This is a genomic window from Pseudomonas palmensis, assembly GCF_049942755.1.
GTDB lineage: Bacteria > Pseudomonadota > Gammaproteobacteria > Pseudomonadales > Pseudomonadaceae > Aquipseudomonas > Aquipseudomonas palmensis.
The window spans coordinates 1,177,087-1,203,136 of record NZ_CP187958.1 but is presented as its reverse complement, the minus strand read 5'-3'; the positions used below and the strand labels follow the sequence as shown (position 1 = coordinate 1,203,136).

General features: G+C 61.5%; 23 protein-coding genes, 1 tRNA gene and 2 pseudogenes. 12 read left to right on the top strand and 14 right to left on the bottom strand.

All coding sequences use genetic code 11. The features are described from left to right. The first annotated feature begins 2 nt into the window (after positions 1-2). From ACPRTJ_RS05620 to ACPRTJ_RS05605, 4 genes are all read left to right on the top strand, one after another. Positions 3-1,376, top strand: a complete 1,374-nt coding sequence (locus ACPRTJ_RS05620) for an LLM class flavin-dependent oxidoreductase (RefSeq protein WP_123752911.1) — start codon at positions 3-5, stop codon at positions 1,374-1,376. Continuing rightward, positions 1,373-2,038: a methionine ABC transporter permease gene (locus ACPRTJ_RS05615; protein WP_054916316.1), complete on the top strand. Its 666-nt coding sequence runs from the start codon at positions 1,373-1,375 to the stop codon at positions 2,036-2,038. The genes ACPRTJ_RS05620 and ACPRTJ_RS05615 overlap by 4 nt, the downstream gene beginning before the upstream one ends. Positions 2,039-2,130: 92 nt before the next feature. Beyond that, positions 2,131-2,901, top strand: coding sequence for a MetQ/NlpA family ABC transporter substrate-binding protein (locus tag ACPRTJ_RS05610; protein ID WP_078479931.1), 771 nt, complete (start codon positions 2,131-2,133; stop codon positions 2,899-2,901). 73 nt (positions 2,902-2,974) lie between these two features. Next, positions 2,975-4,027 (top strand): methionine ABC transporter ATP-binding protein, encoded by a 1,053-nt coding sequence (locus tag ACPRTJ_RS05605; protein ID WP_058541401.1) that lies wholly within the window; start codon positions 2,975-2,977, stop codon positions 4,025-4,027. 38 nt (positions 4,028-4,065) lie between these two features. On the opposite strand, the gene ssuD (ACPRTJ_RS05600) is transcribed toward ACPRTJ_RS05605, so the two are convergent. From ssuD (ACPRTJ_RS05600) to ACPRTJ_RS05575, 6 genes are all read right to left on the bottom strand, one after another. Then, positions 4,066-5,205 carry an FMNH2-dependent alkanesulfonate monooxygenase gene (gene ssuD / locus ACPRTJ_RS05600; protein ID WP_043864439.1) on the bottom strand — a complete coding sequence of 380 codons (1,140 nt, stop codon included), beginning with the start codon at positions 5,203-5,205 and terminating at the stop codon, positions 4,066-4,068. 99 nt (positions 5,206-5,304) lie between these two features. Beyond that, a complete protein-coding gene (locus ACPRTJ_RS05595) occupies positions 5,305-6,405 on the bottom strand; it encodes a sigma-54 interaction domain-containing protein (protein ID WP_043864440.1) in 1,101 nt (366 codons plus the stop codon). A gap of 9 nt (positions 6,406-6,414) precedes the next feature. Further along, positions 6,415-7,605 carry an acyl-CoA dehydrogenase family protein gene (locus ACPRTJ_RS05590; protein ID WP_043864441.1) on the bottom strand — a complete coding sequence of 397 codons (1,191 nt, stop codon included), beginning with the start codon at positions 7,603-7,605 and terminating at the stop codon, positions 6,415-6,417. Then, on the bottom strand, positions 7,602-8,747 hold the full coding sequence (ssuD, locus tag ACPRTJ_RS05585) for an FMNH2-dependent alkanesulfonate monooxygenase (RefSeq protein WP_043864442.1): 1,146 nt from the start codon (positions 8,745-8,747) through the stop codon (positions 7,602-7,604). The genes ACPRTJ_RS05590 and ssuD (ACPRTJ_RS05585) overlap by 4 nt, the downstream gene beginning before the upstream one ends. Next, a complete protein-coding gene (msuE, locus tag ACPRTJ_RS05580) occupies positions 8,744-9,322 on the bottom strand; it encodes an FMN reductase (protein WP_043864443.1) in 579 nt (192 codons plus the stop codon). The genes ssuD (ACPRTJ_RS05585) and msuE overlap by 4 nt, the downstream gene beginning before the upstream one ends. A 238-nt stretch (positions 9,323-9,560) precedes the next feature. After that, the gene (locus ACPRTJ_RS05575; RefSeq protein WP_100633017.1) at positions 9,561-10,343 is read right to left on the bottom strand and encodes an AraC family transcriptional regulator; all 783 of its coding nucleotides are present in this window, start codon (positions 10,341-10,343) and stop codon (positions 9,561-9,563) included. A gap of 93 nt (positions 10,344-10,436) precedes the next feature. On the opposite strand from ACPRTJ_RS05575, the gene ACPRTJ_RS05570 reads away from it, so the two are divergent. Further along, entirely contained in the window at positions 10,437-11,345 is a 909-nt protein-coding gene (locus ACPRTJ_RS05570) for an EamA family transporter (protein ID WP_426428319.1), read from the top strand. A 254-nt stretch (positions 11,346-11,599) separates the two neighbouring features. Then, entirely contained in the window at positions 11,600-11,899 is a 300-nt protein-coding gene (locus tag ACPRTJ_RS05565) for an addiction module antidote protein (RefSeq protein ID WP_426428317.1), read from the top strand. Positions 11,900-12,117: 218 nt separating this feature from the next. Here ACPRTJ_RS05565 and ACPRTJ_RS05560 read toward each other — a convergent pair whose 3' ends face one another. The 3 genes from ACPRTJ_RS05560 to ACPRTJ_RS05550 are packed head-to-tail and all read right to left on the bottom strand — an operon-like array spanning position 12,118 to position 14,668. Continuing rightward, positions 12,118-13,020, bottom strand: a complete 903-nt coding sequence (locus tag ACPRTJ_RS05560) for a transporter substrate-binding domain-containing protein (protein WP_054916324.1) — start codon at positions 13,018-13,020, stop codon at positions 12,118-12,120. Between the two features lie 30 nt (positions 13,021-13,050). Continuing rightward, entirely contained in the window at positions 13,051-13,401 is a 351-nt protein-coding gene (locus ACPRTJ_RS05555) for a RidA family protein (RefSeq protein ID WP_043864449.1), read from the bottom strand. A gap of 25 nt (positions 13,402-13,426) precedes the next feature. Beyond that, positions 13,427-14,668, bottom strand: a complete 1,242-nt coding sequence (locus ACPRTJ_RS05550; RefSeq protein WP_426428315.1) for a D-amino acid dehydrogenase — start codon at positions 14,666-14,668, stop codon at positions 13,427-13,429. A gap of 107 nt (positions 14,669-14,775) precedes the next feature. Here ACPRTJ_RS05550 and ACPRTJ_RS05545 point away from each other — a divergent pair, with 107 nt between their 5' ends. Next, positions 14,776-15,681, top strand: coding sequence for a LysR family transcriptional regulator (locus ACPRTJ_RS05545; RefSeq protein WP_058541407.1), 906 nt, complete (start codon positions 14,776-14,778; stop codon positions 15,679-15,681). A gap of 453 nt (positions 15,682-16,134) precedes the next feature. After that, positions 16,135-16,695, top strand: a complete 561-nt coding sequence (locus ACPRTJ_RS05540; protein WP_426428314.1) for a hypothetical protein — start codon at positions 16,135-16,137, stop codon at positions 16,693-16,695. Positions 16,696-17,390: 695 nt separating this feature from the next. Here the strand turns inward: ACPRTJ_RS05540 and ACPRTJ_RS05535 are convergent. Continuing rightward, positions 17,391-17,888: a hypothetical protein gene (locus tag ACPRTJ_RS05535; protein ID WP_426428313.1), complete on the bottom strand. Its 498-nt coding sequence runs from the start codon at positions 17,886-17,888 to the stop codon at positions 17,391-17,393. Positions 17,889-18,206: 318 nt separating this feature from the next. On the opposite strand from ACPRTJ_RS05535, the gene ACPRTJ_RS05530 reads away from it, so the two are divergent. Further along, the gene (locus ACPRTJ_RS05530) at positions 18,207-18,941 is read left to right on the top strand and encodes a hypothetical protein (RefSeq protein ID WP_426428311.1); all 735 of its coding nucleotides are present in this window, start codon (positions 18,207-18,209) and stop codon (positions 18,939-18,941) included. Positions 18,942-19,087: 146 nt separating this feature from the next. Here ACPRTJ_RS05530 and ACPRTJ_RS05525 read toward each other — a convergent pair whose 3' ends face one another. From ACPRTJ_RS05525 to ACPRTJ_RS05510, 4 genes and pseudogenes are all read right to left on the bottom strand, one after another. Next, entirely contained in the window at positions 19,088-20,869 is a 1,782-nt protein-coding gene (locus ACPRTJ_RS05525) for a DUF4209 domain-containing protein (protein ID WP_426428309.1), read from the bottom strand. Positions 20,870-21,019: 150 nt separating this feature from the next. Beyond that, positions 21,020-22,159, bottom strand: a pseudogene (locus ACPRTJ_RS05520) (IS3 family transposase). 62 nt (positions 22,160-22,221) lie between these two features. Next, positions 22,222-23,040 (bottom strand): annotated as a pseudogene (locus ACPRTJ_RS05515) (tyrosine-type recombinase/integrase); the annotation flags it as partial. Positions 23,041-23,247: 207 nt separating this feature from the next. Continuing rightward, positions 23,248-23,332, bottom strand: a tRNA-Leu gene (locus tag ACPRTJ_RS05510). Between the two features lie 108 nt (positions 23,333-23,440). On the opposite strand from ACPRTJ_RS05510, the gene queA reads away from it, so the two are divergent. The 3 genes from queA to yajC are packed head-to-tail and all read left to right on the top strand — an operon-like array spanning position 23,441 to position 26,013. Continuing rightward, positions 23,441-24,490: a tRNA preQ1(34) S-adenosylmethionine ribosyltransferase-isomerase QueA gene (gene queA / locus ACPRTJ_RS05505; RefSeq protein ID WP_043864453.1), complete on the top strand. Its 1,050-nt coding sequence runs from the start codon at positions 23,441-23,443 to the stop codon at positions 24,488-24,490. Positions 24,491-24,504: 14 nt separating this feature from the next. Next, positions 24,505-25,620 carry a tRNA guanosine(34) transglycosylase Tgt gene (gene tgt, locus ACPRTJ_RS05500; RefSeq protein ID WP_162484886.1) on the top strand — a complete coding sequence of 372 codons (1,116 nt, stop codon included), beginning with the start codon at positions 24,505-24,507 and terminating at the stop codon, positions 25,618-25,620. A 51-nt stretch (positions 25,621-25,671) separates the two neighbouring features. After that, positions 25,672-26,013: a preprotein translocase subunit YajC gene (gene yajC, locus ACPRTJ_RS05495; protein ID WP_043864455.1), complete on the top strand. Its 342-nt coding sequence runs from the start codon at positions 25,672-25,674 to the stop codon at positions 26,011-26,013. Positions 26,014-26,050: the final 37 nt, after the last annotated feature.

Below are 26,050 nucleotides of genomic sequence, written 5' to 3'. Positions count from 1 at the left end.
CCATGCCCAAGCAGATACGCCTCAATGCCTTTGCCATGAACACCGTCGGCCACCTGTCGCCGGGCTTGTGGCGCCATCCGCGTGACCAGGCCACGCGCTACACCGACATCCACTACTGGACCGAGCTGGCCAGGACCCTGGAGCGCGGCAAGATCGACGGGTTGTTCATCGCCGATGTGCTGGGCGCCTACGACGTGTACGGCGGCAACGCCGACGAGGCGCTGCGTACGGCTGCGCAGGTGCCGGTGAACGACCCGCTGCAGCTGGTGCCGGCCATGGCCGCCGTCACCGAGCACCTGGGGTTTGGCGTGACCGCCTCGGTGTCGTTCGAGCACCCGTACCCGTTTGCCCGGCGCATGTCCACGCTCGACCACCTGACCCGTGGCCGCGCCGGCTGGAACATCGTCACCTCGTACCTGTCCAGCGGGGCGCGCAACCTGGGCCAGCGCGAACAGCTGTCGCATGACCAGCGCTACGCCCTGGCCGAGGAGTACCTGCAGGTCTGCTACAAGCTGTGGGAGGCCAGCTGGGAAGACGACGCCGTGCGCGCCGACCGCGCCAGCGGGGTGTATGCCGACCCGGCCAAGGTGCACGGCATCGGCCACCAGGGCGAGTTCTTCCAGGTGCCGGGCTTTCACCTGTGCGAGCCCTCGCCCCAGCGCACCCCGGTGCTGTACCAGGCCGGTGCCTCGACGCGCGGCAGGGCGTTTGCGGCGGCCAACGCCGAGTGCGTGTTCGTTGCTGCGCCGAGCAAGACGGTGCTCAAGAACCAGGTGGCGCAGGTGCGCGCTGCGGCGGTGGCGGCCGGCCGCGCACCGGGCGATATCCTGGTGCTGGAGCAGCTTACGGTGATTGTCGCCCCCACCGATGAACAGGCCCTGGCGCGCCTGCGCGAGTACCGCGAGTACGCCAGCGCCAGCGGTGCGCTGACGCTGATGTCGGGCTGGACCGGCATCGACTTCGCCCAGTACCAGAGCGACCAGGTGCTGCGCGAAGTGCAGAGCGATGCGATCCAGTCGGCGGTGGAAGCCTTCACCCGTGCCGACCCCAGCCGCACCTGGACCACCGCCGAAATTGCCGACTATTGCGCCATCGGTGGCGACGGCCCGGTGCTGGTAGGCTCGGCGCAGACGGTGGCCGACCAGTTGCAGGAATGGGTGCAAGAGACCGACGTGGACGGCTTCAACCTGGCCAGCGTGGTGGCCCCGGAAACCTTCGAGGCGGTGGTCGACCTGCTGGTGCCCGAGCTGCAGGCCCGTGGCCTGTTCAAGCGCGATTACGCCCCGGGCACGCTGCGCAACAAGCTGTTCGACGCAGGTGACCGGCTGGGCGCGCCGCACCCGGCCGCCGCGCTGCGCAGGGGCGCTGGGCAATGAGCGAGCTGCTGGCCCATGTCAACTGGCCCGAGGTGGGCCAGGCCTGCCTCGACACCTTGAGCATGCTCGGCGTAGCGCTGGGTTTCACGGTGCTGATGGGGCTGCCGCTGGGGGTGCTGCTGTACCTCACCGGCCAGCGCCAGTTGCTGGCCTCGCCGCTGGTGTACCGCGTGCTGTCGGTGGTGGTGAACGTGCTGCGTTCGATGCCGTTCATCATCCTGCTGATTGTGCTGATCCCGCTCACCCAGGTGGTGGCCGGTACTTCGCTGGGCGTGCCCGGCGCCATACCGCCGCTGGTGATCGGCTGTACGCCGTTCTTTGCGCGGCTGGTGGAAATCGCCCTGCGCGAGGTCGACCGCGGCCTGGTGGAGGCCACCCAGTCGATGGGTGGCAGCACCTGGCAGATCGTGTGGCACACCGTGCTGCCCGAGGCGCGCACCGGCCTGATCGCGGCGGTGACGGTGACCGCCATCGTGCTGGTGGACTACACGGCGATGGCCGGGGTGGTCGGCGGCGGCGGCCTGGGCGACCTGGCGATCCGCTTCGGCTACCAGCGCTTCCAGACCGACGTGATGGTGGTGACCGTGCTGCTGCTGATCGTACTGGTGCAGGTGCTGCAGGTGAGTGGCGACCGCCTGGTGCGGCGCTTCACCCGGCGTTGAATTGTGTTTCCCGTCAGCGGCAGCCGGGTTTCGCTGCCGCCGGCCCACGTATCCCACGGCGGCCAATGTTCTACCTGTTCAGGAGCAAGCCCATGAAGAAGACCCTGGCCGTACTGGCCGCCGTGCTGTCGCTGTCGGCGCACGCCAACGAGAAACTGGTGGTGGGCGCCACCCCGGTGCCGCATGCCGAGATCCTCGAGTTCGTCAAACCGGCGCTGGCGGCCGAAGGCGTGGACCTGGACATCAAGGTGTTCAGCGATTTCATCCAGCCCAACCTGCAACTGGCCGAGAAGAACCTGGACGCCAACTACTACCAGTACCGGCCGTTCCTCGACGAATTCAACGCCACCCGCAAGACCGACCTGGTGCCGGTGGTGGGCGTGCACATCGAGCCTTTCGGTGCGTACTCCACCCGCATCAGGAGCATCGCCGAGCTCAAGGACGGTGCCAGCGTCGCCATCCCCAACGACCCGGTCAACGCCGGGCGTGCCCTGGTGCTGCTGCACGAAGCCGGGCTGATAACCCTCAAGGACCCGAGCAACACCCTGGCGACCCAGCGCGACATCGCGGCCAACCCAAGGCACCTGAAGATTCGCGAACTCGAAGGCGCGCTGCTGGCCCGTGCGGTGAACCAGGTGGACCTGGCGTTCGTCTTCGCCAACTACGCGCTGGAGGCGGGCATCGATACCAGCAGCGCGCTGATCGTGGAGAAGGGCAAGGACCTGTACGTGGAGTACCTGGTCGCACGCCCCGACAACATCGATGACCCGCGCATCCAGAAGCTGGCCAAGGCGCTGAACTCGCCACAGGTGCGCGACTTCATCCTGACCCGCTACAAGGGCCAGATAGTGCCCGGCTTCTGAGCCCCGGTGGCCCGCGCTGGCGACAGCGCGGGCCTTGGTCGAATCGCATCCTTCGCAGGGCAGGCCTTGATCCATGGTCAGTTTCAATCAACAGCCGCTGGCAGGCGCCGTGCATATCCGCCTGGTGGGGCTCGGCAAGCAGTACCCGGGGCGCGAGCGCACTGTGCATGCGCTGCGCGACATCAACCTGGAGATACGCCGGGGCGAGGTGTTCGGCATCATCGGGCGCAGCGGCGCGGGCAAGTCGTCGCTGCTGCGTTCGCTCAACCGCCTGGAGCAACCCAGCAACGGCCAGGTGCTGATCGACGGCGAGGACATCGCCGGCTACGACACCGCGCAACTGGCCCGCCAGCGCCAGCGCACCGGCATGATCTTCCAGCACTTCAACCTGATGTCGGTGAAAACCGTCGGCGAGAACATCGGCCTGCCGCTCAAGCTGGCCGGCATTGGCCGCGCCGAGCGCGAGCGGCGGGTGAGCGAGATGCTGCAACTGGTGGGCCTGGAGGACAAGCGCGATGCCTTCCCCGCACAGCTGTCCGGTGGCCAGAAGCAGCGCGTCGGCATCGCTCGGGCGCTGGTGCTGCAGCCCGACCTGCTGCTTTGCGACGAGGCGACCTCGGCGCTGGACCCGCAAAGCACCCAGTCGATTCTGGCGCTGCTACGCGATATCAACCGGCGCCTGAACCTGACCATCGTGCTGATTACCCACGAGATGGAAGTGATCCGCGAGCTGTGCGACCGCGTGGTGGTGCTGGAGGCGGGCGAGGTGGTGGAGCAGGGCGAGGTGTGGCGGGTGTTCGGCTGCCCGTGCCACGAGGTGACCCGCACCCTGCTGCGCACCCTGCACCCTGGCGGCGCCCATGACCTGGCCCCAGCCAGCGCCGGCGACTGGCTGCTCGACCTGCATTACACCGGGGCCCGTGGCCAGGCGCCGGAGCTGAGCGCGATCAGCGCGGCACTGGGTTACCCGACCCACCTGGTGCAGGCCAATATCGAGCGTATCCAGGGGCGTATCCTTGGCCGTCTGCGCGTGCGCGTGGAGGCCCCTGAACAGGTGTGTGCGCAGGTGCTGCAGCAGGCCCGCACAGTGGCCGACAGCGTCGAGCGGGTGGCCGCACGGGCCTGAGCCGACCGGCCTGCACCGGGTAGCCCGGGCCCTGCCCGTTACTGGCTGGCGGCGGGCCTGGCCTGGCCGGCACGCACGTCGAAGGCGCCCCCGGTGAAGGCGCCATCCACCGTCACCTTGCTTTTGCCGGGCAGCAGCGGGAACACCAGTTCGGCGAAGCGGTAGGCTTCCTCCAGGTGCGGGTAGCCCGACAGCACGAAGCGGTCCACGCCCAGGGCGACGTACTCCTGCAGCCGTGCCGCCACCGTGGCCGGGTCGCCGACCAGTGCGGTGCCGGCGCCGCCACGCACCAGGCCGACCCCGGCCCACAGGTTGGGCGAGACTTCCAGCCGGTCGCGGCGCCCGCCGTGCAGCGCGGCCATGCGCCGCTGGCCTTCGGAATCCATGCTTGCGTAGTTGGCCTGTGCGGCGGCGATGGTGGCCTCGTCCAGGTGGCTGATCAGTTCCTCGGCCGCCGCCCAGGCCTGTTCACTGGTTTCACGCACGATCACATGCAGGCGCACGCCAAACTGCACCGTGCGCCCGTGGCGGGCGGCACGGGCGCGCACGTCGGCGATCTTTTCGGCCACCGCGGCGGGTGGCTCGCCCCAGGTCAGGTAGGCGTCCACATGCCTGGCCGCCAGCTCGTGCGCGGCGGCTGACGAGCCACCGAAGTACAGCGGCGGGTAGGGCGTCTGCACCGGCGCGAAGAAGTTCTGCGCGCCCTCCACCCGCAGGTGCTCGCCGTGAAAGTCGACCCGTTCGCCACTGAGCAGTTGACGCCACACGGTGAGGAATTCGTCGGCGGCGTCGTAGCGCTGGTCGTGCGCGAGAAACACGCCATCGGCGGCCAGCTCGGTGGCATCGCCGCCGGGCACCACGTTGAGCAGCAGGCGTCCGCCGCTGGCCTGGTCGAGGGTGGCGGCCTGGCGCGCCGACGCGGTGGGGTTGCCCAGCGAGGTGCGCAGGGCCACCAGCAGCTTGAGGCGGTGGGTCACCGGCACCAGGCTGGCGGCGGTGACCCAGGGGTCGAGGCAGCTACTGCCGGTGGGGATGAGAATGCCGTCATAGCCGAGGTTCTCGGCGGCCACGGCAATCTGGCGCATGTAGGCGTTGGTGGCCGGGCGCCCGCTGGCGGAGTGGCCGAGGTAGCGGGTGTCGCCGGAGGTGGGCAGAAACCAGAAGATATCGAGGCTCATGGTGGGGTGCTCGTTGCAGGAAGAATGGGCCACCGCCCCGGCCGGGACGGCGTGCAACGCAAGGTGGGTGAAGTCGCTGCTTGCTTGGGCAAGTCTGGGTCAGATCGACAGGTTGATGACGCGTGTGGCGTTCGGCTCCGGTGGCGGCTGGCGCTTGTTCACCACCAGTTCGCCGATGCGGATCAGCAGGGCACGGGTGACGTTGCGGCTCAGGCCGAGCAGGCGCGCGGTGTGCACCTGGTTGTAGTGGCAGAAGCGGTAGGCACTGCGCAGCAGCGCCTCCTCGACCTTTTCATGCAGCGCGCCGTGCTCTTCTTCGAACAGCTTCTGAAACGCGCGCTGCAACAGGGCGTTGGCGGATGTGTCCGGGGCGGGTGTGCCCTCGGGCCGCTCGATGCGCAGGTTGGACAGGCGCAGGTCGTCCTGCTGGATCACGCCGTCATGGCAGATCAGCAGGGTGTGGTGGATGACGTTTTCCAGCTCGCGGATGTTGCCCGGCCAGTCGTAGCTGGCCAGCTTGTGCTCGGCCTCGCTGCTCAACTGCACATCGCCATAGCCCAGGCGGGCGCTGTAGCTGGCCATGAAGTGGCGGGTCAGCGGCAGGATATCGCCGGGGCGCTCGCGCAGCGGGTACAGCTGCAGGCTGACCACGTTGAGGCGGTAGAACAGGTCTTCGCGAAAGTGCCCGGCGTTGATCGCCTTTTCCAGCTGCACGTTGGTGGCGGCCAGCACGCGCACGTTGATCGGGATGCTCTTGCGCGACCCCAGGCGCACCACTTCGCGCTCCTGCAGCACGCGCAGCAGCTTGACCTGGATGGCCATCGGCAGGTCGCCGATCTCGTCGAGAAACAGCGTGCCGCCGTCGGCTTCCTCGAACCAGCCGGCCTTGGACGCCAGGGCGCCGGTGAAGGCGCCCTTTTCGTGGCCGAACAGTTCGGCCTCGACCAGCGACTCGGAGAACGCCCCGCAGTTGACCGCCACGAACGGCCCGTGGTGGCGCCGGCTGAGGTTGTGGATATGTCGCGCCACCAGCTCCTTGCCCGTACCGGTTTCGCCAATGATCAGCACGCTGGCCTCACTCGGCGCGACCTGCTGCAGGTGGGCGAGCAGCGCCTGCGACCTCGGGTCTTCGAACACCTGTGCGGTGGCCCTGATCGAGGTGGCCAGGGTTGGCGATGGCGGGAGCGTCAACAGGTGCATGGGCAGCCCTCAGGAGTAGAAGGACGGGGCGGGCACCGTCCGGTTCAGGGCCCAGTCACCCAGCTCGTGGACCTTGTAGTCCACCGGGTCGTGCAGGGTCTGGGTGCGCAGGTTGCGCCAGTAGCGGTCGAAGCGCAGCGAGGCATGCGTGGCGCGCGCGCCGGTCACTTCGAACAGGCGGTTGCACAGGTCCAGGCCGGTGCGGGTGGCCGCCACCTTGGCCGCCGCGATGGACAGCGCCAGCTGCCCGCGCTCGTCGCTGCTCAGCGTGGGGCCCTTGTGCCAGGCTTCGTCGAGCTGGTTGCAGGCGCGTTCGGCCAGCAGCCGAACGCCTTCCAGGCCCACCCAGAAGTCGCCATAGTGGCGCAGGATGTACGGGTCTTCGCTGACGTGCCGGGCATTGGACTTGAACCACGGTCGCCCTTCCTTGAGCGTGTACTGGCGCGCCTCTTCCAGCGCACCTTCGGCGATGCCGAGGAAGATGTGCGCAAAGTGCAGTTGCGCGATCAGCGGGCGCAGGCAGGCGAACGGGGTGCTCAGCGGGCCGGGGTCGAGCAGCAGTTCGGATTCCTCGACGCGCACGCGCTCGAAGGTGGCGCTGCCGCTGTCGGTCTGGCGCTGGCCCATGTTGTTCCAGTCGCCATGCAGGGTGATGCCGGTACGTGCCGTGGGGATGGCGGCGATCAGCAACTTGCCGCCGGCGCTTTCATCCACCGCCGAGGCGATCAGCATTTCCGAGTCGCTGGCGCCGGAGCAGAAGCTCTTCTTGCCCGAGAATTCGCGCCAGCCGTCGTACTTCTTGACCACGGTGCGGGTGTCGAGCGGGTTCAGGGCGTTGCCCCAGAACCAGTTCTTGCGGGCGGTCTGCTCGAACCAGGGCTGCCACTGGTCGGGGCTGGAGAACAGGCGCACGGTGGCCAGCATCAGGTGCTGGAAGCCGAACACGTGGGCGATGGAGCTGTCGACCCTGGCGAACTCTCGCACGATGTTCAGGGTTTCGCCCCAGCTGGCGCCCATGCCGCCGAACTGCGTGGGAATGCTCAGGGCCAAGAGGCCGCTGTGGCGAATGGCGTCACGCTCGGCCTTGGGTGTGCCGCCACGCTCGTCGCGTTCGGCGGCGGTCAGTGCGAACTCGGCGGCCAGCGCGCGCGCGGTCTGCAGCGGGCTGAGCAGGGTGGGTTCCGGTTGCTTGGCACTCATGCGGTCTGCGCCTTGGGCAGCACATCGTTGGCGATCATTTCGCCGAACGGCCCGGTCAGGTTGGTGACGCCGCGCCCGGCCAGGCTGGCGTAGGGTTCTGGCAGCAGCGGGAACACCAGCTCGGCGAAGCGGTAGGCTTCCTCCAGGTGGGGGTAGCCGGAGAAGATGAAGCTTTCGATGCCCAGGTCGGCGTATTCCTTGATGCGCGCGGCCACCTGTTGCGGGTCGCCCACCAGCGCGGTGCCGGCGCCGCCCCGTACCAGGCCCACACCGGCCCACAGGTTGGGGGCGATCTCCAGCTGGTCGCGGCGACCGCCGTGCAGGGCAGCCATGCGCCGTTGGCCTTCGGAGTCGAAGCGCGCGAAGGACTGTTGCGCCGCGGCGATGGTGTCGTCGCTGATGTGCGCGATCAGGCGGTCGGCGGCCTGCCAGGCCTCTTCGGCGGTTTCGCGCACGATCACGTGCAGGCGGATGCCGAACTTCACCGTGCGCCCGTGCCTGGCGGCGCGGGCGCGCACATCTGCGATCTTCTCGGCGACGGCGGCGGGCGGTTCGCCCCAGGTGAGGTACACGTCCAGCTGTTCGGCGGCCAGGTCATGGGCGGCGTCGGACGAGCCACCGAAGTACAGCGGCGGGTAGGGCTTTTGTACCGGTGGGTAGAGCGCCTTGGCGTTCTCGACCTTGAAGTGCTTGCCCTCGAAATCCACCGACTCGCCTTGCAGTACGCGGCGCCAGATACGCAGGAACTCGTCGGTGACCTCGTAGCGTTCGCTATGGCTGAGGTGGATGCCGTCGCCGCGGTTCTCGTCGGGGTCGCCGCCGGTGACCACGTTGATCAGCAGGCGCCCGCCGGAGAGGCGGTCCAGGGTGGCGGTCATGCGCGCCGACACGGTGGGCGAGATGATGCCGGGGCGTATCGCCACCAGGTAGCGCAGGCGTTCGGTCAGCGGCGCCAGGGCCGAGGCGACCACCCAGGAGTCCTCGCACGAGCGGCCGGTGGGGATCAGCACGCCGTGGTAGCCCAGGCCATCGGCGGCCTGGGCGATCTGCTTGAGGTAGTTGAGGGTGACCGGGCGCGCGCCGTCGCTGGTGCCGAGGAAATGACCGTCGCCGTGGGTGGGCAGGAACCAGAACACGTTCATCGTTCGGCCCCGCTGGCGAGCTTGCGCTGGCTGTGGGCGTGGGCGGCGAAGAACGGTGCGGCACGCTCGGCGGCCAGGCTGACACGGGCTTGCAGTACCGGGCTGCTGACCTGGTAGTTCTGCAGGTCCCCTTCGCTGCCATACACGCCGATGGGCAGGGTCAGCGCCTGGAAGAAGCTGAACAGCGGGCGCAGCTGGTGGTCGATCACCAGCGCATGCAGCGGGCTGCCACCGGTGGCGGCCAGCAGCACCGGGGTGTCGATCAGGCTGTCCTGGCCCACCAGGTCGAACAGGTGCTTGAGCAGGCCGGGGTAGGAGCCGCGGTAAACCGGCGAGGCAACGATCAGCAGGTCGGCATGCTCGATGGCCTGCAGCTGCTGTTCGACCGTGGCCGGCAGTTCGGCGCGCGACAGGGCGCCGCCTACCGGGCGGGCGATCTCGCTCAGCTCGATGAGCTGGGCGTCGATGTGCAGGTGCTTGCCCAGCTCGGCGACGATCGCCTCGGTCAGTGCCAGGGTGCGTGAGGGGCGATAGGCGCCGCCGGAAACGGCGACGACCTTGAGTGCTGCGGTCATGTGTGCGTCCTGTGGTGTGGCCCTGCGCTCAGAGCGTTACCCAGGCTTGAGCAAGAGCCGTACCACAGTCGCAGGCCCCGTTTTTGCTGGGCCTGGCGCGGTAGTGAGGTGGCAATGGTGTTGGTGCGGGAGGTTTTTGTTGGCTGGCTGTTGCTGGGGCAACAGTTGCTGGGCAGACACTTGGCTATCTGTGTAGGCCTGGCGCGCTACTGCTTGGGTTGCAGCGAATCGTGTTGCATCAACTTACCGCGTTGGCGAAGTACTGGCTGGGCGCCGCGCCCAGCACGCGCCGGAACACACTGGTGAACGCACTGGGGCTGCTGTAGCCAAGGTCCGTCGCCACCCGCGTGATCGCCTCGCCATTGCCCAGGCGCACCACCGCCGCCATCAGGCATGCCTGCTGTCGCCATGCCACGAAGCTGATGCCGGTGTGCTGGCGAAACAGCCGGGTGAAGGTGCGCCGGCTCATGCCCACCTGGCGGGCCATGTCATCGATCCCTGTATCCAGCGAGGGCTGTGCCAGCAAGTGCTGGCAGGCCAGGGCGAGCCTGGGTTCGCTGGGCAGCGGTGCATTCAGCGACAGCGCCGGCATGTCGGCAATCTCGTGCAGCAGCAGGTTCATCAGGTAGCCCTCGCGGCTGCCTTCGGCATACAGCGCCGGCACATCCCGGGCGCCCAGCAGCAGTTGGCGCAGCAGCGTCGACACACCGAACACCTGGCAGTGTTCGGGCAGGCCGAGGCGGGTGGCGGCAGGCTGGCGCACATAGGTGTTCAGCATCGTCACCGGGCCGTTCATGCTCATCTCGTGGGGCACGCCTGCGGGCACCCAGATGGCCCGCTGCGGCGGCACCACCCAGTTGCCCTGGCGGGTGAACACCGTGATCACCCCGCAGGCCGCATAGGCGAACTGCCCACGCTGATGGGTATGCAAGGCAAAATGCTGCCCGTCGCCATAGTCGTTGGCCGTGACCACGGCGTCGCGGGGGGTGTGTTCATAGGGGTCGATGTCGATTTCGCGCATGGCCCGAATTTAATGATCTATGACCTGATAGTGCAAGCGAGCCAGTGTGCTCATTGCGCATAGTGGCGCCCTGACTTTCGGGATAGGTACGCCATGCAAAAGAAACATCTGGCCCTGGCCGTGCTGGTGACGGCGGTGTGGGGGTTCAACTTTCCCATCACCAAGCTCGGCCTGGCCGCAATTGACCCGCTGCTGTTGACGGCGTTGCGATTCACCCTGGCGGCGTTGCCGTGGGTGTTCTTCATCCGGCGCCCGGCGGTCGGCCTGGGCTGGGTGGCCGCGTACGGGTTGATCTTTGGCGTGGCGATGTGGGCGTTGATCAACCTGGGAATCGAGCTGGGCGTGCCGCCGGGTACGGCGGCGTTGCTGGTGCAGTTCAGTGCGTTTTTCACCCTGGGTTGGGGCGTGTTGCTGTTTCGCGAACGCCTTGGCGTGGGGCAGGGCGTCGGGGTGGGGCTGGCAGTGCTGGGGCTGGTGTCCATCATCGATGGCAGGCCCGGCGATGGCTCGGTGGTGGGTTATGGCTTGTTGCTGGTGAGTGCGTTCAGCTGGAGTGTGGGCAACGTCATCATCAAGCGCTCGAAGGTGCGCGAGATGTTTGCCTTTGTGGTGTGGGCGAGCCTGTTCGCACCGCTGCCGCTGGTGCTGCTCACCTGGCTGATGCATGGCACCGCGCCGTTCACCGGGGTGGCTGCGCAGGTGGGGTGGGTGGCGGTGTTTTCGCTGGTGTTCCAGGTGTATGCGGCGACGCACTTCTGTTACTGGGGGTGGAACCTGCTGCTGCGCGAGTACCCGGTGTCGAAGGTGGCGCCGTTGTCGTTGCTGATCCCGGTATTCGGGGTGGCAGGGTCGATGGTGCTGCTGGGGCACCGGGTGGATGCGCACGAGGCGGTTTCGATCGGGTTGATTCTGGCGGCGCTGGGGGCGGGGTTCGTGAAGTGGCCTGGGCGGGCGCATTCGCCAGCAAGGCTGGCGCCTACAGGGGAGCGCGAGACGGTGTAGGCGCCAGCGTTGCTGGCGAAGGGAGGTGACATGCTCTTGCAGCTGCAATAGCTGGAGGTTTTTTAACCTTGGGAAATGTACCGCTTCAAATAAGGAATTGTCTTGTTCCAGAGGCATGCGCAAGCGCCCATCGTATTCCAGTTGCTCGTTCGAAAGGCGAGCGATTCACCGGCAGTCTGGTAAGCATCCAAACGTGATCTTGCTTGAGTGGCAGATATACGGATGGCCAAGCGGTTGGCCAAAGAGGTTTGACCATGAGCGTTACATTGATTCCATTCGACATGGCGGCACTGCTTGATAGTGATGAAGCCATCAGAGAATACTTGTCTCAGGTGCTGGCAGAGGGCGACAGCGACGAGCTTTTACGTGCAATAGGGTACGTGGCCAAAGCGCGCGGAATGTCGCTGGTTGCCAAAGAGACTGGATTGGGAAGAGAGAGCCTTTACAAGGCCTTCGCGCCAGGCGCCAAGCCTCGTTTCGATACGGTGCTGAAGGTGATGCATGCGCTGGGAATCGAACTCTGTGCGCGCTCGCATCGAGGGGCTTCGGTGTAGGTTGATTCTGGAATGCTTCAGCGACTTTTTTGTCTGGAAACAACTTCTGAGCTGCCTGTGTGGCAGCCCAGAAAAATCACCGTGTCCTCAGTGAATCGCCTCAGAGTGAACGCTGAAGAACTCAGCGGAACACTGCTGCTCGACCTACCGTTTGGGGGATAGCAATCCCCAAGCCCTGGTGGCGGGTAGCCCGCGCCAACCGGTGAGGGCACTGATCGCTACTGCACCGGATCACTCACCGGCTTGGCAATGATCGCCTTGAGTTCACTGGTCATCGGGAACTCGAGGTTCAAGCCTTTTGGCGGGATCGGCTGCTCAAACCAGCGCTGGTAGATCCCGTTGATCTCCCCCGAGCTGTACAGCTCGCCCAGTGTCGAATTCACCAGTGCGAGGAATTGCGGATCGTCCTTGCGCACCATGCAGCTGTAGATTTCCCGCGACTGCTCCTCCCCAACCACTACCCACTTGTGCGGATCGCGAGCCTTGGCGCGCTCGCCGTAGAGCAACGCATCGTCCATGTAGAACGCCGCTGCCCGACCGGACTGCAACAGCTGGAAGGCTTCGCCGTGGTCCTTGGCGCTGATCACGAACATGTCGATCTTGTTATCGATGTTGTAGCTCTTCAGATAGCGCTCGTTGGTGGTGCCGGCGGTGGTCACCACGTTCTTGCCGCGCAGGTCGGCGAAGCTCTTGATCCCACTGTCGTTGGCGGTCAACAACTGGCCTTTGACATAGATGAAGCCGTAGGAAAACGCCACCTGTTTTTGCCGCTCAGCGGTCACGCCGGTCGAGCCACATTCCAGGTCGACCGTGCCGTTCTGCACCAGCGGAATGCGGGTTTGCGAAGTCACCAGGTTGTACTTGACCTTGAGCTGGGGCGCCGCGAGCTTTTGCTGCACGCGCTCGACGATCTTGTTCGCCAGGTCCACCGAGTAACCCATCGGTTGACCCGAGTGATCGCCCACGTAGGAGAAGGGTACCGACGCATCGCGATAACCCAGGGTAATGCTGTTGGTACTGGCAATCTTGCTCAGGGTCGGCCCCAGCGAGGTTTCTTCAGCCTGCACTTGAGTGCCGAGCAATATGCCCAGGGTGCAGCCGAGCAACGTGATTTTTTGCATTGTTATTCTCCGTTGTGGGTGATGGATTGCTTAGCGGCGGGCCGCGATAACGCTGATTTCGACTCGCACCTGCGGGCGGGCCAGCTCGGCCTGCAAGGTCGTGCGACTCGGTGCCTGGCCAGGCGACAACCAGTCCGACCATACGTAGTTCATCGCCGCGAAATCCTCACCTATGTCCTTCAGGTAAATGGTCGCGCTGAGCAGGTGATCCTTGTCGCTGCCCGCCTCGGCCAACAGCGCGTCGATTTTTGCCAGCACCTGGCGAGTCTGGCCAGCGGCGTCGGTGGCATCACCCGGTACTTGGCCGGAGAGAAACACCAGGTCGCCAAAGGTCACGGCAGCGGACAAGCGTGGATTGGTCTGGATGCGGCTGATGGTCATCGGATAGTCCTTCTCTTGGGTAATTTCAGGCCACACGGGGCGCAAAGCCCTGCAGATCAATGGAGGGGCGGCGCTGGCCGATCAGCTCGCCGAGCAACTGCGCACTGCCGCAGGCCAGGGTGAAGCCCAGGGCACCATGGCCGAGGTTGAGCCACAGGTTGCGATACGCGGTTGCGCCCAGCAGCGGCACGCCGCTAGGGGTCGCCGGGCGCATACCGGCCCACTCGATGGCCTGCTCGTAGTCGCCGGCATTGGCGAAGGTGTCACGCGCCTGGCGCTTGATCAGGGCCAGCCGCTTGGGGTCCAGCGCCGGTTCAAAGCCGACGATGTCGACCATGGCCGCTACCCGCAGTTGCTCGCCGATGCGGGCGTAGACGATCTTGCGGTCATAGTCAGTGATGCTCAGGTCCGGGGCCCGGTGGTGGGCGCCGATCGGCACGGTGAGGCTATAGCCCTTGAGCGGGTACAGGGGCAGGTGCACCCCTGGTAACGTCAGCAGTGGGCTGCGATGGCCGGCGGCAATCACCAGATGCTCCACTGGCAGCACTTCATCCCCCAGTTCAATTGCGCTCACCATGCCATTGGCCTGGCGAATACCGGTCACGGCCTGGCCCAGGCGGAACTCGCAACGGCCCGAGGCCCGCAAACGCGCCGCCAGTTGCTGGCAGAAGCCGTGGCAGTCACCGACCTCTTCATCGGGGGTGTAGATCGCGCCGATAAAGGGGGCATCGGCCAGCGCCGGGTCCAGGCGGGCGCAGTCGGCAGACGACAGCACCTGCTGTTGCTGGGGGGCGGCCAGCCTGTGGCGGGCGTGCTCGAAGCTCGCGGTGTTGCGAAAGGTCACCAGCTTGCCATTGCGCCGCCAGTGGAAACCGTCCAGGGCATCGTCTTCGCGCCAGGCCTGCAGGGTGGCCTGGCTGAACAACGCCAGGCGCAGCAGGTGGGCTGCATTGGTGCGGTTGACGGAGGAGCGACAGGCCCCCAGAAAGGACGCCATCCAGCGCCACTGCGCCGGGTCCAGGCGGGGGCGCAGCTTCAACGGTGAGTCACCGCGCAGCATCCAGCCGATGGCCTGCAATGGCACGCCGGCATCGGCCAGGGGCGCTACGTAGCGATAGGACAACTGGCCGCCATTGGCAAAGCTGGTTTCACTGCCCAGCGAATCCCGCGCCTCGACCAGGGTCACCTCAACGCCATCGCGCACCAGTGCGTAAGCTGTTGCCAGGCCAATGACGCCGCCGCCGATGATGCATATACGCTGAGCCATGTCAGTCCTTAGCCGGGGTTGAGACGAGACCGAGGTTAGAGCCAGGTGACAGGCGCCGAACAATGAATAAAGATGGTCATCCCATAAACAAAGGTTATGGACTCGCCATGCGCCTTCGCCACATCGAGATCTTCCAGGCCATCCGCCAGACCGGGTCGGTCAGCGCTGCCGCGCAGTTACTGCACGTCTCCCAACCCGCCGTGACCAAAGTGCTGCAACACGCTGAGCAGCATCTGGGTTTCCCGTTGTTTCTACGGGTGCGCGGCAAACTCCAGGCCACCCCGGAAGCGTTGGAGCTGGAGCGTGAGGTCGACAAGGTCACCGAAAGCCTGCAAGGGGTGCGACGCCTGGCCCAGAGCCTGCGCCGCGAGCCGGGCCACAGCCTGCGGATCGGCGCGACCCCGGCACTGGCCCTGTCGTTGTTGCCGCCGGCCATTCATGAATGGACGCAACGTTATCCGGAGATCGCCTGCGAGCTGTCCAGTGCCCATAGCCGCGAGCTGGTGCAGAACCTGCTGATGCGCGAAATCGATGTCGCCCTGACCCTGCAACTACCCGATCACCCGGGGCTCAAGGCCCAGGCGCTGGCCAGTGGGGTGTTGGTGGCGTTGGCGCCGGCCGGTTACTGGCCCCAGGAGGAAGAAGGCCAGCCGCTGCCGCTGCAGGCCCTGGCCGACGCGCCGCTGATCGGGCTGTCCAGTGCCGATCCGCTGTCGGCCCGCCTCGACAGCTATCTCGAGGCGGTAGAGCCGCCGCCACGGGTGAGCATCGCGGTGCAAACCTATTCACTGGCCAGGGCGATGGTCGAATCCGGTGCAGGGCTGGCGGTGATCGATCCCTTCACCGCCCTCAGCGCGTCGCCTGGGGCCACCGCCATTCGCCCCCTGGCCCCAGCGTTGCCGATCACCCTGTACGCGGTGACCCGCGCTGCCGAACCGCCACCGCATACACTGGGCGAGCTGCTGACGATCTTCAGCACTCGTGCGCAAGGGCAATTGGATTGTTGGCGCTGATGCGTTGACTTGCCAGGGAAGGGGATGAAACCCCAGAGACTAAAAAGCTCGCAGTCAGCGGGCTTTATGGGTGTTGCGTAGTCGTCGTTGGACGGCTATGTACATCGAAATAATAATGGGTTTGGAAGTCATTCGGTAAGCCCATCCAAAACAGAGTTGGGCTTTGATAAGCGATGTGTTTTCCACCGCATACGAAAACCGTAATTGCTACATTAGAGCGTGCAGATGTAAAAACCTTGTCATCATTTCATGGGTAGGTCATAAAGCAGAGGGTTTGTTGCGGATGACTGTTGACAGGTATTCCGAAGGAAAGCACTTGAAGAACTCGCATACAAGTTCCAGTCTTAAATATATTACATCCCCGCGATGTTGGAATGCTAGCGTTTAACTATCACTCAAATGGTGATAGCATTTTGCCTTGGTGGCAAGACTTGGCTCCCGCGATTCAACTGAATGGATAAGGAAAAAATGGAAAAAATTAAAAACTTTGTGCTGGCCTCGTTGATTGCTGCTTTTGCGTGCACAGCATCAGCAGAAACCTTTGAACACGTCGAGCTTGATAAAGACAGAAGAAGCGTTGAGTATTCTGGACCTATCAATAAGACAATCAGTGCTATTAAAGAGCGTAAATGGCTAGGACAAACCAAGGCTATGGATGGTGGGGTCGTGTTCACCCCTTATGTGAATCCCCAATTCGGTAAGAACAATACTGAATCCGGGGGTGCCATTATGGTGACTGCTACATTCTATCTCTATGACAAGCCAGTCAAAGAAGCGTTGATGGTTGCACGTCAAAGTCAAATTCCCGGCTTTGTTGAGTTTTATGGTTATGATTCAAGGGAGCTTCAAATGCATATAAGAATGGTTGACGATGACACCTTTCAATCGTTCGCAAGTGATACGCAATATCGCTCTCCTGAAAAGCTGAATACTTACAAGAAAGTCGACAGTTTTAATAAGAGTAATTACAAGAGCGAGTTGAAGTCTGCCTTGGATGATGGCACTGTTTTTTGAAGTGTGTAAACGACAATAAAGCACATCGGTGTTTTTGTTGATTTGAGGTCGATGAAGAGAAGATAGACCGCGTTCGTATAATGGTCGATAACTATCAGGCTGCCTTTCAAGGTGGCCTTTTCAATGCCTACTATACAGTTGCCAAGCATTGTTGAATGCTTGATTTGTTCGGTCTTTTAATTTCGATGACAGTCAAATAATGGCTTAATGCAACGAAATATTGTGTCAATGGTAGATTGAAAATATATGTAGGGTTGGATGGTAGTTGTCAAAAATTAAAAGTTAGGGGTAGACCTTAATCGGCGCTGCTATATAAGATTTTATGTGTGCTCAATTTTCATGCTTGAGCACGTTCAACCACAAAAAACGACCTTGCCGGAGACGCGAAGGTTTTTGAATACCCATAAAATCTATTGATTTTTGTGGGTTTGTATGATCTTGGCTTCGCGTGGTGTAACGCTTTGGGGCCGCATTTTCCGAGGGAAATGGGTTTGAGAAGAACAGATTTTCTGGATAGAAAAGGGGTAGAAATGTCTTTCTACCACTTCTCTAAGTACTTGATTTACTAGGATTTGTATGGTGCCCGAGGGAGGCTCGAAGACTAGCCTTCAACCCCTGACATTACTGATCGTTCTGGATTTTCCGTTATCGGCTACTCACATTCCTACTCACAATTTGCTGTGAGTGAAAGGCCTCTAATCCATTTGAACAGCGGTAGGCTGAAGCGCCTTGCAGCAGTCGCGGACGTGCACCGCCAGGTCAATCAAATCGCTGCGCAGGACTCCAACTGTATCGGCTTCATGGCCGTAGCGGGCGGTGGTAAAGAATTCGTCGTACTCGGCCAACCCAGCCACCAAATCGACCCCGTCGTTCATAGCCGCTGACTGGTCCAAAATTTCCTTGCGCCAGTCCGCTGAAATTTTGTTGTTAAAGATTTTGGTGAGAGGGTGACCATGAGCTGTGCCCAGCGCACCCCCGTAGATCGTGATGCCGTTCATCTCCGCTATTGCAACGCTCTGATCCTTTGCGGTGAATGCCTTCAGGTAGATTTCAATAGCCAGCGCTGCTAACACGCAGGCTGGTCGGAACAGCTCAAGGTTCGTCCGCGACTCTCGTGTCAGAATCAAGGCGGAATCGAGGTAGCTATCAGCGCTTTCGATTACCGCGACGCTGGGCAAGGGTAGGCTGGGCATAGGCTCATCTTCATTGGTTGGCGGATCGCGACGTATATCATGCGTTTCTGGTGATGGGAAAATTTCTACATGTTGGCGCTGCGATCGCCCGTCTCATAATCCTTTGGTCCACGGTTCGAGTCCGTGTGGGCCCACCATAAAAATCAAAGGCTTGCGAGCAAATCGCAGGCCTTTTTTTTTGTTTAAGGTAGGGCGCCTTCCCCGTTCGTTCCCCGTTTCATAGATTGTGCTTCACCTCAATCAAAAAGGGTGTCCTAAGATCTGGGGAGATCCTAGAATCCTGGAGAATTTTACGGAACTCGTCTCAGGAGAGAATCTATGCCCGATCAGCCATCATGGCTAACCACAGCGCTCAGTGTGGGGGGCATGCTTGCGACAGTCGTGACAGCCGTCGCCACGATATTTCTCTGGCGTGTGACGAAGCTGCTTGCAAAAGAAACCACCAGGATGGTTGAAGCATCAGATCAGCCGCACGTGGTCGCGACCCTGAGCCCTAATCGCTGGTCACTTCGGCATTTCGACTTGCTTGTGGATAACACAGGAAATGCTACGGCTTACGACATTCAAGTTTGCTTCGATCCTCCGCTTGAGAACGGTGAGGCTCGCGAGGAAGATGCAAAAATTCCTTTTGAAAGCGTAAGCGTTTTGAAGCCAGGACAGGGCTTGCGAAGCTACCTTGCTGACATCAGCGTTCTGGAGGGAAAGGCTTTCGAAGTTACGATTTCGTGGCGCCGAGGCAGCAAGGAGAAACCGAGAGAGATCAACGTCTATACGCTGGATGTGGCTGACTATGCGGGAGCCAGTGAGCTGGGGCGAGACCCGGTGATTGGAATAGCTCGTAGCTTGGAGGGCCTGGAAAAGAGCCTGTCCAGCCTGACAGGCACCAAGCGTCTCAAAGTTGACCTCTACACAGCTATCGATAGATCACAGGAAAAACGCCGGGTGGCCAGGGAGTTTCGTCGCATGCGGCGATCGCGTGCCGCAAGCCAGGTTTCGCAGGCGCAGCAAGGAAACTGCGATAGTTCCGATCCTAGCTCCACTCCTCAGGACTAAGATAAGCTCGACTATGATTTTCAAGGAGTGGCGATATCCTCCACTCCTTCGAAACGTGAATGGTCTAGAGATGGGGTCTTGGAGTAACGCCCAATTTGGTTGACCTATTCGGATATCGTCAGGGCTATTTCCGCTTGACGCGCTTGTTAGTCAGCAGTCCGCCGTGGCCACTCCGCGAAAAATTCAGCGCTATATTTTGCAGCCCAATAGTCACGGTATGGCAGTGCAAGTATCCATAGCACAATCCACCATAACATCACCGAAGCGTCACCATTAGCTTCGTTGCTGGATATGTAGCCATGGGAGATCTGATTTCGCAAGTCTCCATATACCTTATCCGTAAGGATCGTCTTGAGAGCATACGTAGCATCCTTGCCGAATATTTGCTCGATTGTTGGATTGGCAAGCAGAGCCTTCAGCCCCTCCCTATCTTGATCGCCATTGCCAAATAAGCGAGTAGGTTCTTGACCACTTTGCGCAATTACATATCGCAGTGAGTTTTCGATCTGAGGTATCAAGATATGGGCTGCAAGCATAAAATCACCTTTTAGCCCCGCAGTCAAACCACGGTCATAGAACTCTATATGATCTCTCGGCACAAAGTAATTGTTAATTAGGAATGGCGCCCAGCCATCCTTTCCTACAAAATAGCTATTAGCTATTTCTTCAATCGCTGGCAGCAAGCAAGCACGAACTACGACTTGATGGTCACGCTTTAATGCTTGTGCCAAGTGATTTTCTAAAGCTATTTCTCGAGCATTTGTGCTGTCGTTAACTCCGGGGGTTACCGCTATAGGTAGGCCATCACCGTCATAATGCTCTGCTCCTAAATCGAAGAATATCGATCCTTCTAATGCTTCTGCGGTAGTCTGCCTCAACTTATCAATATTTGTAGGGCTATGCACCGCCAGAACCAGCCTGAATATAGAATCAATAAAATCTTGACCACGTACCATGCGTACGGATCTATTCACTAATTCCGAAAGATCTCCCGAGGGGATCGAAAAGGTGATCATGCTATGCTGCAGCGCGCGTTGATGATCCCGCAGCTTTCGGAATAGCGCCTCCTGGCGTTCTCGAGTTTCGGGGACCGCTCGGAGCGCTTCGATAGCAGACATAAGAGGGCCACAACCAAGTGCCTCGGGCATAGATTCTGCCTCGGCCTCATAGCATGAGGCCATATTTATGTACACCTCATGTTCTTTTGCCTTGTCCTGTAACTGCTTGGCACAACTCACCGAGAGCTCAAGCATATCGATCGCGGCACGGTACTTCCCTTCGGCCCCCATTTCAGTTGCTTGCTGTCTTGACAGGCTGTACAGAAGCTCTAGCTCCCCGATGCCAAATTCGTATGCCAGCCTCAGCATTCGATCAGGATAACCAAGGAACTGATCATCATTTATAATTTTCAAAACGTAGTCAGTAACCGTGCCAACACGATTTTCCGGCGCCCTTCTCAGAAGATAACTGAGGCGCAGGGCTCGCTCAATCCTGCGCATTGCACTGATTGACTCGCCCGCCTCAATAAGGGCCTCTGCCGATTCAATATATGCGTCGACAGCCATATGTGCGATGAAAACATTTGATCCCTTTTTCTCACACCAGATCAGATCGCAAATGCGAGCCCGAAGCTCCGGATTTTTGACTTCAAGACATGCTGCTGCGAGGCAAAACATAGAGTTCCCATTGAAATCACCGATGCCGGGGCTGTGAGATCGTCCGTATCTAAAGAAAGGAGAAAAAGGATCTCGGCTATTCTCAGGCTCGAACATCATAGTGAATATGCAATGAAGGAAATGTTCAGCGTCTGAGCCGTCAAGCTTCAGTAATTCAGAGACCTCGGAGCACTTCAAAATCTTGTCAAATGCGGGCTGCCTCAGAACATCCAAAAACTCCAGAGTCGACACTTCCATTTCAAGAATACTCATGCATCCCTCAGCTATTCAAAGTTTGGTGGAGGCTCGAGCGAGAGAACCCAGCATCCCACACATAAAGCGTAAAAATAGCACATAAAAAATAGACCTATCTTGCTAGCGGATCTGTGCGTCAAACCCGTTACCTGAATCGCCCCGGATTCTCTAGACACCTTGCAAGCTCATTGCGTAACGCTTTTCAAACTCTACCGGCGACAGCTGATTGTTGAAGCCATGCCGACGTTTTAGGTTGTAGAACATCTCGATGTAATCGAACACATCACTCCGAGCATCTTCCCGCGTGGTGTAGATTTTCCGCCTGTTCCGTTCCCGTTTCAGAAGCTGGAAAAAGCTCTCGGCCACGGCATTGTCATGACAGTTGCCTCGGCGGCTCATGCTGGCAACCAAATTGTTCGCCTTCAAAAAGCTGCGCCAATCGGAACTGCTGTATTGGCTGCCCTGATCGGAGTGAACCATCACCTCCTGTTTCGGTTTTCGCCTCCAAACCGCCATCAATGGCCAAATCACTGGTCATCTGCAACTTCATTGACCAGCCAACGACCTGACGAGAAAACAGATCCAGCACCACTGCCAAATACAGCCAGCCTTCGTACGTCCGAATGTAGGTGATGTCGGTGACCCAAACCTTGTTGGGTTCTACGACATCAAACTGGCGCTTGAGCAAATTGGGTGAGGCGACCGCTGGCTTACCGCCGTACTTTCCAGGGCGACGTCGATAACCTGACTGAGAACGCAGACCTTCAAGACGCATCAGCCTTGCCACACGATGACGACGACAATCCTCACCGACCTCGCGCAGATCGTCATGGATTTTGCGATAGCCATAAACGCCGCCGCTCTCCAGCCAGGAATGCTTGATCAAACCCAGCAGTCGCTGGTCGTCTTTGGCGCGTACAGATTGCGGCTCAGACAGCCAGGCGTAATAGCCGCTGGGATGGACTTTCAGCGTCAGGCAAAGCCGTCGAATCGAATAGTCGCCCGCGCGCTGCTTGATAAAGGCGTACTTCAGCCGCACTCCTTGGCAAAGTACGCGGCGGCCTTTTTTAATATGTCTCGCTCTTCAGTGACGCGCTTGAGTTCCGCTCGCAGACGACGCAGCTCAGCGTGCTGATCATCATCCTGCTGCCGTTCTTCTTGAGGTTTGCTGTAGCGCTTTATCCAGGCATAGAGGCTATGCGTCGACACGCCGAGACGGGCCGCTACCTCAGCGACAGGCAGCTTCTTTTCGGTCACTTGATTGACTGCTTGGATTTTGAATTCTTCGGGGTAACGCGGGTTGCTCATGGCACCTCCTAATTGGCCTCAGTTTAAGGCAAAGAGGTGTCTACGAAACCCGGGGCGATTCAGTGGGGGCGCCGTGCCTTCATCCGTGCTGCTGGGATAGTCCAGGTTGCAGACTCCAGGTCGAACTCTTCCCAGGGAGCCAGTCGTAGCTCGCCGGGTCGCACTGCTGTGAGTAACAGTAGGCGAATGGCGATCTTGCTGGTGATATCGCACTGGGCCGCGTCCAGCTTCTCCAGCAACTCGGGCAGTTCGCCTTCTGATACGTGCGGATGGTGGCGAGTGTGTGGGGCGTGGGCGGCTACCACGTCCAGATCGGTGGCGGGGTTGCCGGGTACCACACCCTTGGCCAACCCGAAGCGGAATATCTGGCTCAGCCACTGGCGAACCTTGCGGGCGACGTTGAACGCCTCTCGCTGCTCGATCTTGCGCACCAGGTCTACCAGTTCGGGGCGCTGGACCTAGGCGGCGGGCCGCTTGCCAATCACCGGGAAAATGTCTGACTCCAGGTACTGCAGGGCCTTCGACGCGGTAGCTGGCGCCCATCGTGGCTGGTTGTAGTCGTACCACTCCCGCGCCAGCACTTCGAGGGTGAGCACCTGGGCGGCGGCAGCAGCTTTTGCCTGCTGTTTATGGGCGCTTGGGTCTATCCCCTGCGCCAGCAACTTCCGTGCGGCATCCCGGCGCTCGCGTGCCTGGGCGAGTGTGACGGCGGGGTAGGCGCCAAGGCTCAGCATCTTGGCCTTGCCCTCGAATCGGTAGCGAAGGCGCCAGAGCTTCCCGCCAGCGCTCGTCACCTCAAGGCAAAGTCCTTGGGCGTCAGCGAGGCGATAGAGCTTGTCGCGTGGTTTGGCGGTGCTGATGGCGGTATCTGTGAGCGCCACGGCTATTCCCTTGCAGTGCCGAACCGCGCTGGATTGCGGTCGGTGTGTGAGTAGGATTCTGGACCGAACTCGTCCTACTCACAAATCTACTCACATACTTGCGGGCTTACAAGGGAACCACTGGGAACGATGGGCACAAAAAAACCGGCCAAGTGGCCGGTTTCTCTGGTGTTCCGGGTCTGGTAGGGACCGCTTGGAACAATATGATGGTGCCCCGAGGGAGACTCGAACTCCCACTCCTTTCGAAAACGGATTTTGAATCCGCCGCGTCTACCAATTCCGCCATCAGGGCTTGTGGCGGCGAAGTATAGTGAGGCGCCTACCGTTGGTCAATCAGCTTTCATGGTCAATTTTGCCGCTTTCCGCTAGACTTTGCGGCCCTGTCAAACCGATCACCATCATGCGCGTCGCCGATTTCTCCTTTGAGCTTCCAGATTCCCTGATCGCCCGCCATCCATTGGCTGAACGGCGCAGCAGCCGGCTGTTGACCCTCGACGGGCCTACCGGCGCGCTCGCGCATCGCCAGTTCACCGACCTGCTCGAGCACCTGCGCCCGGGCGATCTGATGGTGTTCAACAACACCCGGGTGATCCCGGCCCGACTGTTCGGCCAGAAGGCCTCCGGCGGCAAGCTGGAGATCCTCATCGAGCGCGTGCTCGACAGCCATCGCGTGCTCGCCCACGTGCGCTCGAGCAAGTCGCCCAAGCCAGGCACCCAGCTGCTGATCGACGGCGGCGGCGAAGCCGAGATGGTCGCGCGCCACGACGCGCTGTTCGAGCTGCGCTTCACCGAAGAGGTGCTGCCACTGCTCGACCGCGTCGGCCACATGCCGTTGCCTCCTTATATAGACCGCCCCGACGAAGGCGCCGACCGCGAGCGCTATCAGACGGTCTATGCGCAGCGCTCCGGCGCCGTGGCCGCGCCCACCGCCGGCCTGCACTTCGATGAAGAGCTGATGGGCAAGATCGCCGAAAAGGGCGTGAGCACCGCCTTCGTCACCCTGCACGTGGGCGCCGGCACCTTCCAGCCGGTGCGCGTGGAGCGCATCGAAGATCACCACATGCATAAAGAGTGGCTCGAAGTGGGCCAGGACGTGGTGGACGCCGTGGCCGAATGCCGGGCGCGCGGCGGGCGGGTGATCGCGGTCGGCACCACCAGCGTGCGCTCGCTGGAAAGCGCGGCGCGCGACGGTACGCTCAAGCCGTTCAGCGGCGACACCGACATCTTTATTTTCCCGGGCCGCCCGTTCCACGTGGTCGACGCCCTGGTGACCAACTTCCATTTGCCCGAATCCACGCTGCTGATGCTGGTTTCGGCCTTCGCCGGTTACCCCGAGACCATGGCTGCCTACGCCGCAGCGGTGGAAAACGGCTACCGCTTCTTCAGTTACGGTGATGCCATGTTCATCACCCGCAATCCGGCGCCACGCGGGCCCGAGGATCAAGCATGAGTCGCACCTGTCGTATGTCCTTCGAGTTGCTGGCCACCGACGGCAAGGCCCGTCGCGGCCGCCTGACATTCCCCCGGGGCGTGGTCGAAACCCCGGCCTTCATGCCGGTGGGCACCTATGGCACGGTCAAGGGCATGCTGCCGCGCGACATCGAGGCCATCGGCGCGCAGATGATCCTGGGCAACACCTTCCACCTGTGGCTGCGCCCGGGCACCGAGGTGATCAAGGCCCACGGCGACCTGCACGACTTCATGAAGTGGCAGGGCCCGATCCTCACCGACTCCGGCGGCTTCCAGGTGTTCAGCCTGGGCGCGATGCGCAAGATCAAGGAGGAGGGCGTGACCTTCGCCTCCCCGGTGGACGGCTCCAAGGTGTTCATGGGCCCGGAAGAGTCGATGCAGGTGCAGCGCGACCTGGGCTCGGACGTGGTGATGATTTTCGACGAGTGCACCCCGTACCCGGCCGATGAAGATGTGGCGCGCATCTCCATGGAGCTGTCGCTGCGCTGGGCCCAGCGCTCCAAGAACGCCCACGGCGACAGCACCGCGGCGCTGTTCGGCATCGTGCAGGGCGGCATGCACCGCAACCTGCGCGAGCGTTCGCTCGAGGGCCTGGACAAGATCGGCTTCGACGGCCTGGCCATTGGCGGGCTGTCGGTGGGCGAGCCCAAGCACGAGATGATCAAGGTGCTGGACTACCTGCCGGGCATGATGCCGGCTGACAAACCTCGTTACCTTATGGGGGTAGGCAAGCCGGAAGATCTCGTTGAGGGTGTGCGCCGCGGCGTCGACATGTTCGATTGCGTGATGCCCACGCGCAATGCGCGCAACGGTCATCTGTTTGTCGATACCGGCGTGCTTAAAATCCGTAACGCGTTCCATCGCCATGATGATTCGCCACTGGATCCGACCTGTGACTGCTACACCTGCCAGAACTTCTCCCGCGCTTATCTGCATCACCTGGATAAATGCGGCGAAATGTTGGGCAGCATGTTGAATACCATCCACAACTTGCGTCATTACCAGCGCCTGATGGCTGGTTTGCGCGAGGCTATTCAACAGGGTACATTGGCCGCCTTTGTCGATGCCTTTTACGCCAAGCGCGGGCTGCCTGTGCCGCCCTTGGATTGATGTTCTGTCGAACCTGACACACGTACAACAACTTGCAACTTGGAGTGCTAAATGAGCTTTCTGATTCCTGCCGCTTACGCGGACGCAGCAGCCCCTGCAGCTGCCGCCGGCCCAGCCGGTACCGGCTTCGAGTGGATTTTCCTGGTCGGCTTCCTGGTCATCTTCTACCTGATGATCTGGCGTCCACAGGCCAAGCGTGCCAAAGAGCAGAAGAACCTGCTGAGCAACCTGCAGAAAGGTGACGAAGTTGTCACCAACGGCGGTATTGCCGGCAAGATCGTCAAAGTGGCCGATGACTTCGTGGTGCTGGAAGTGTCCGACACCGTGGAACTGAAGTTCCAGAAGGGTGCTATTGCCGCGACCCTGCCCAAGGGCACGCTCAAAGCGATCTAAGTTTCAGATTTTCTACAATCGACGGGGCGCGCAAGGC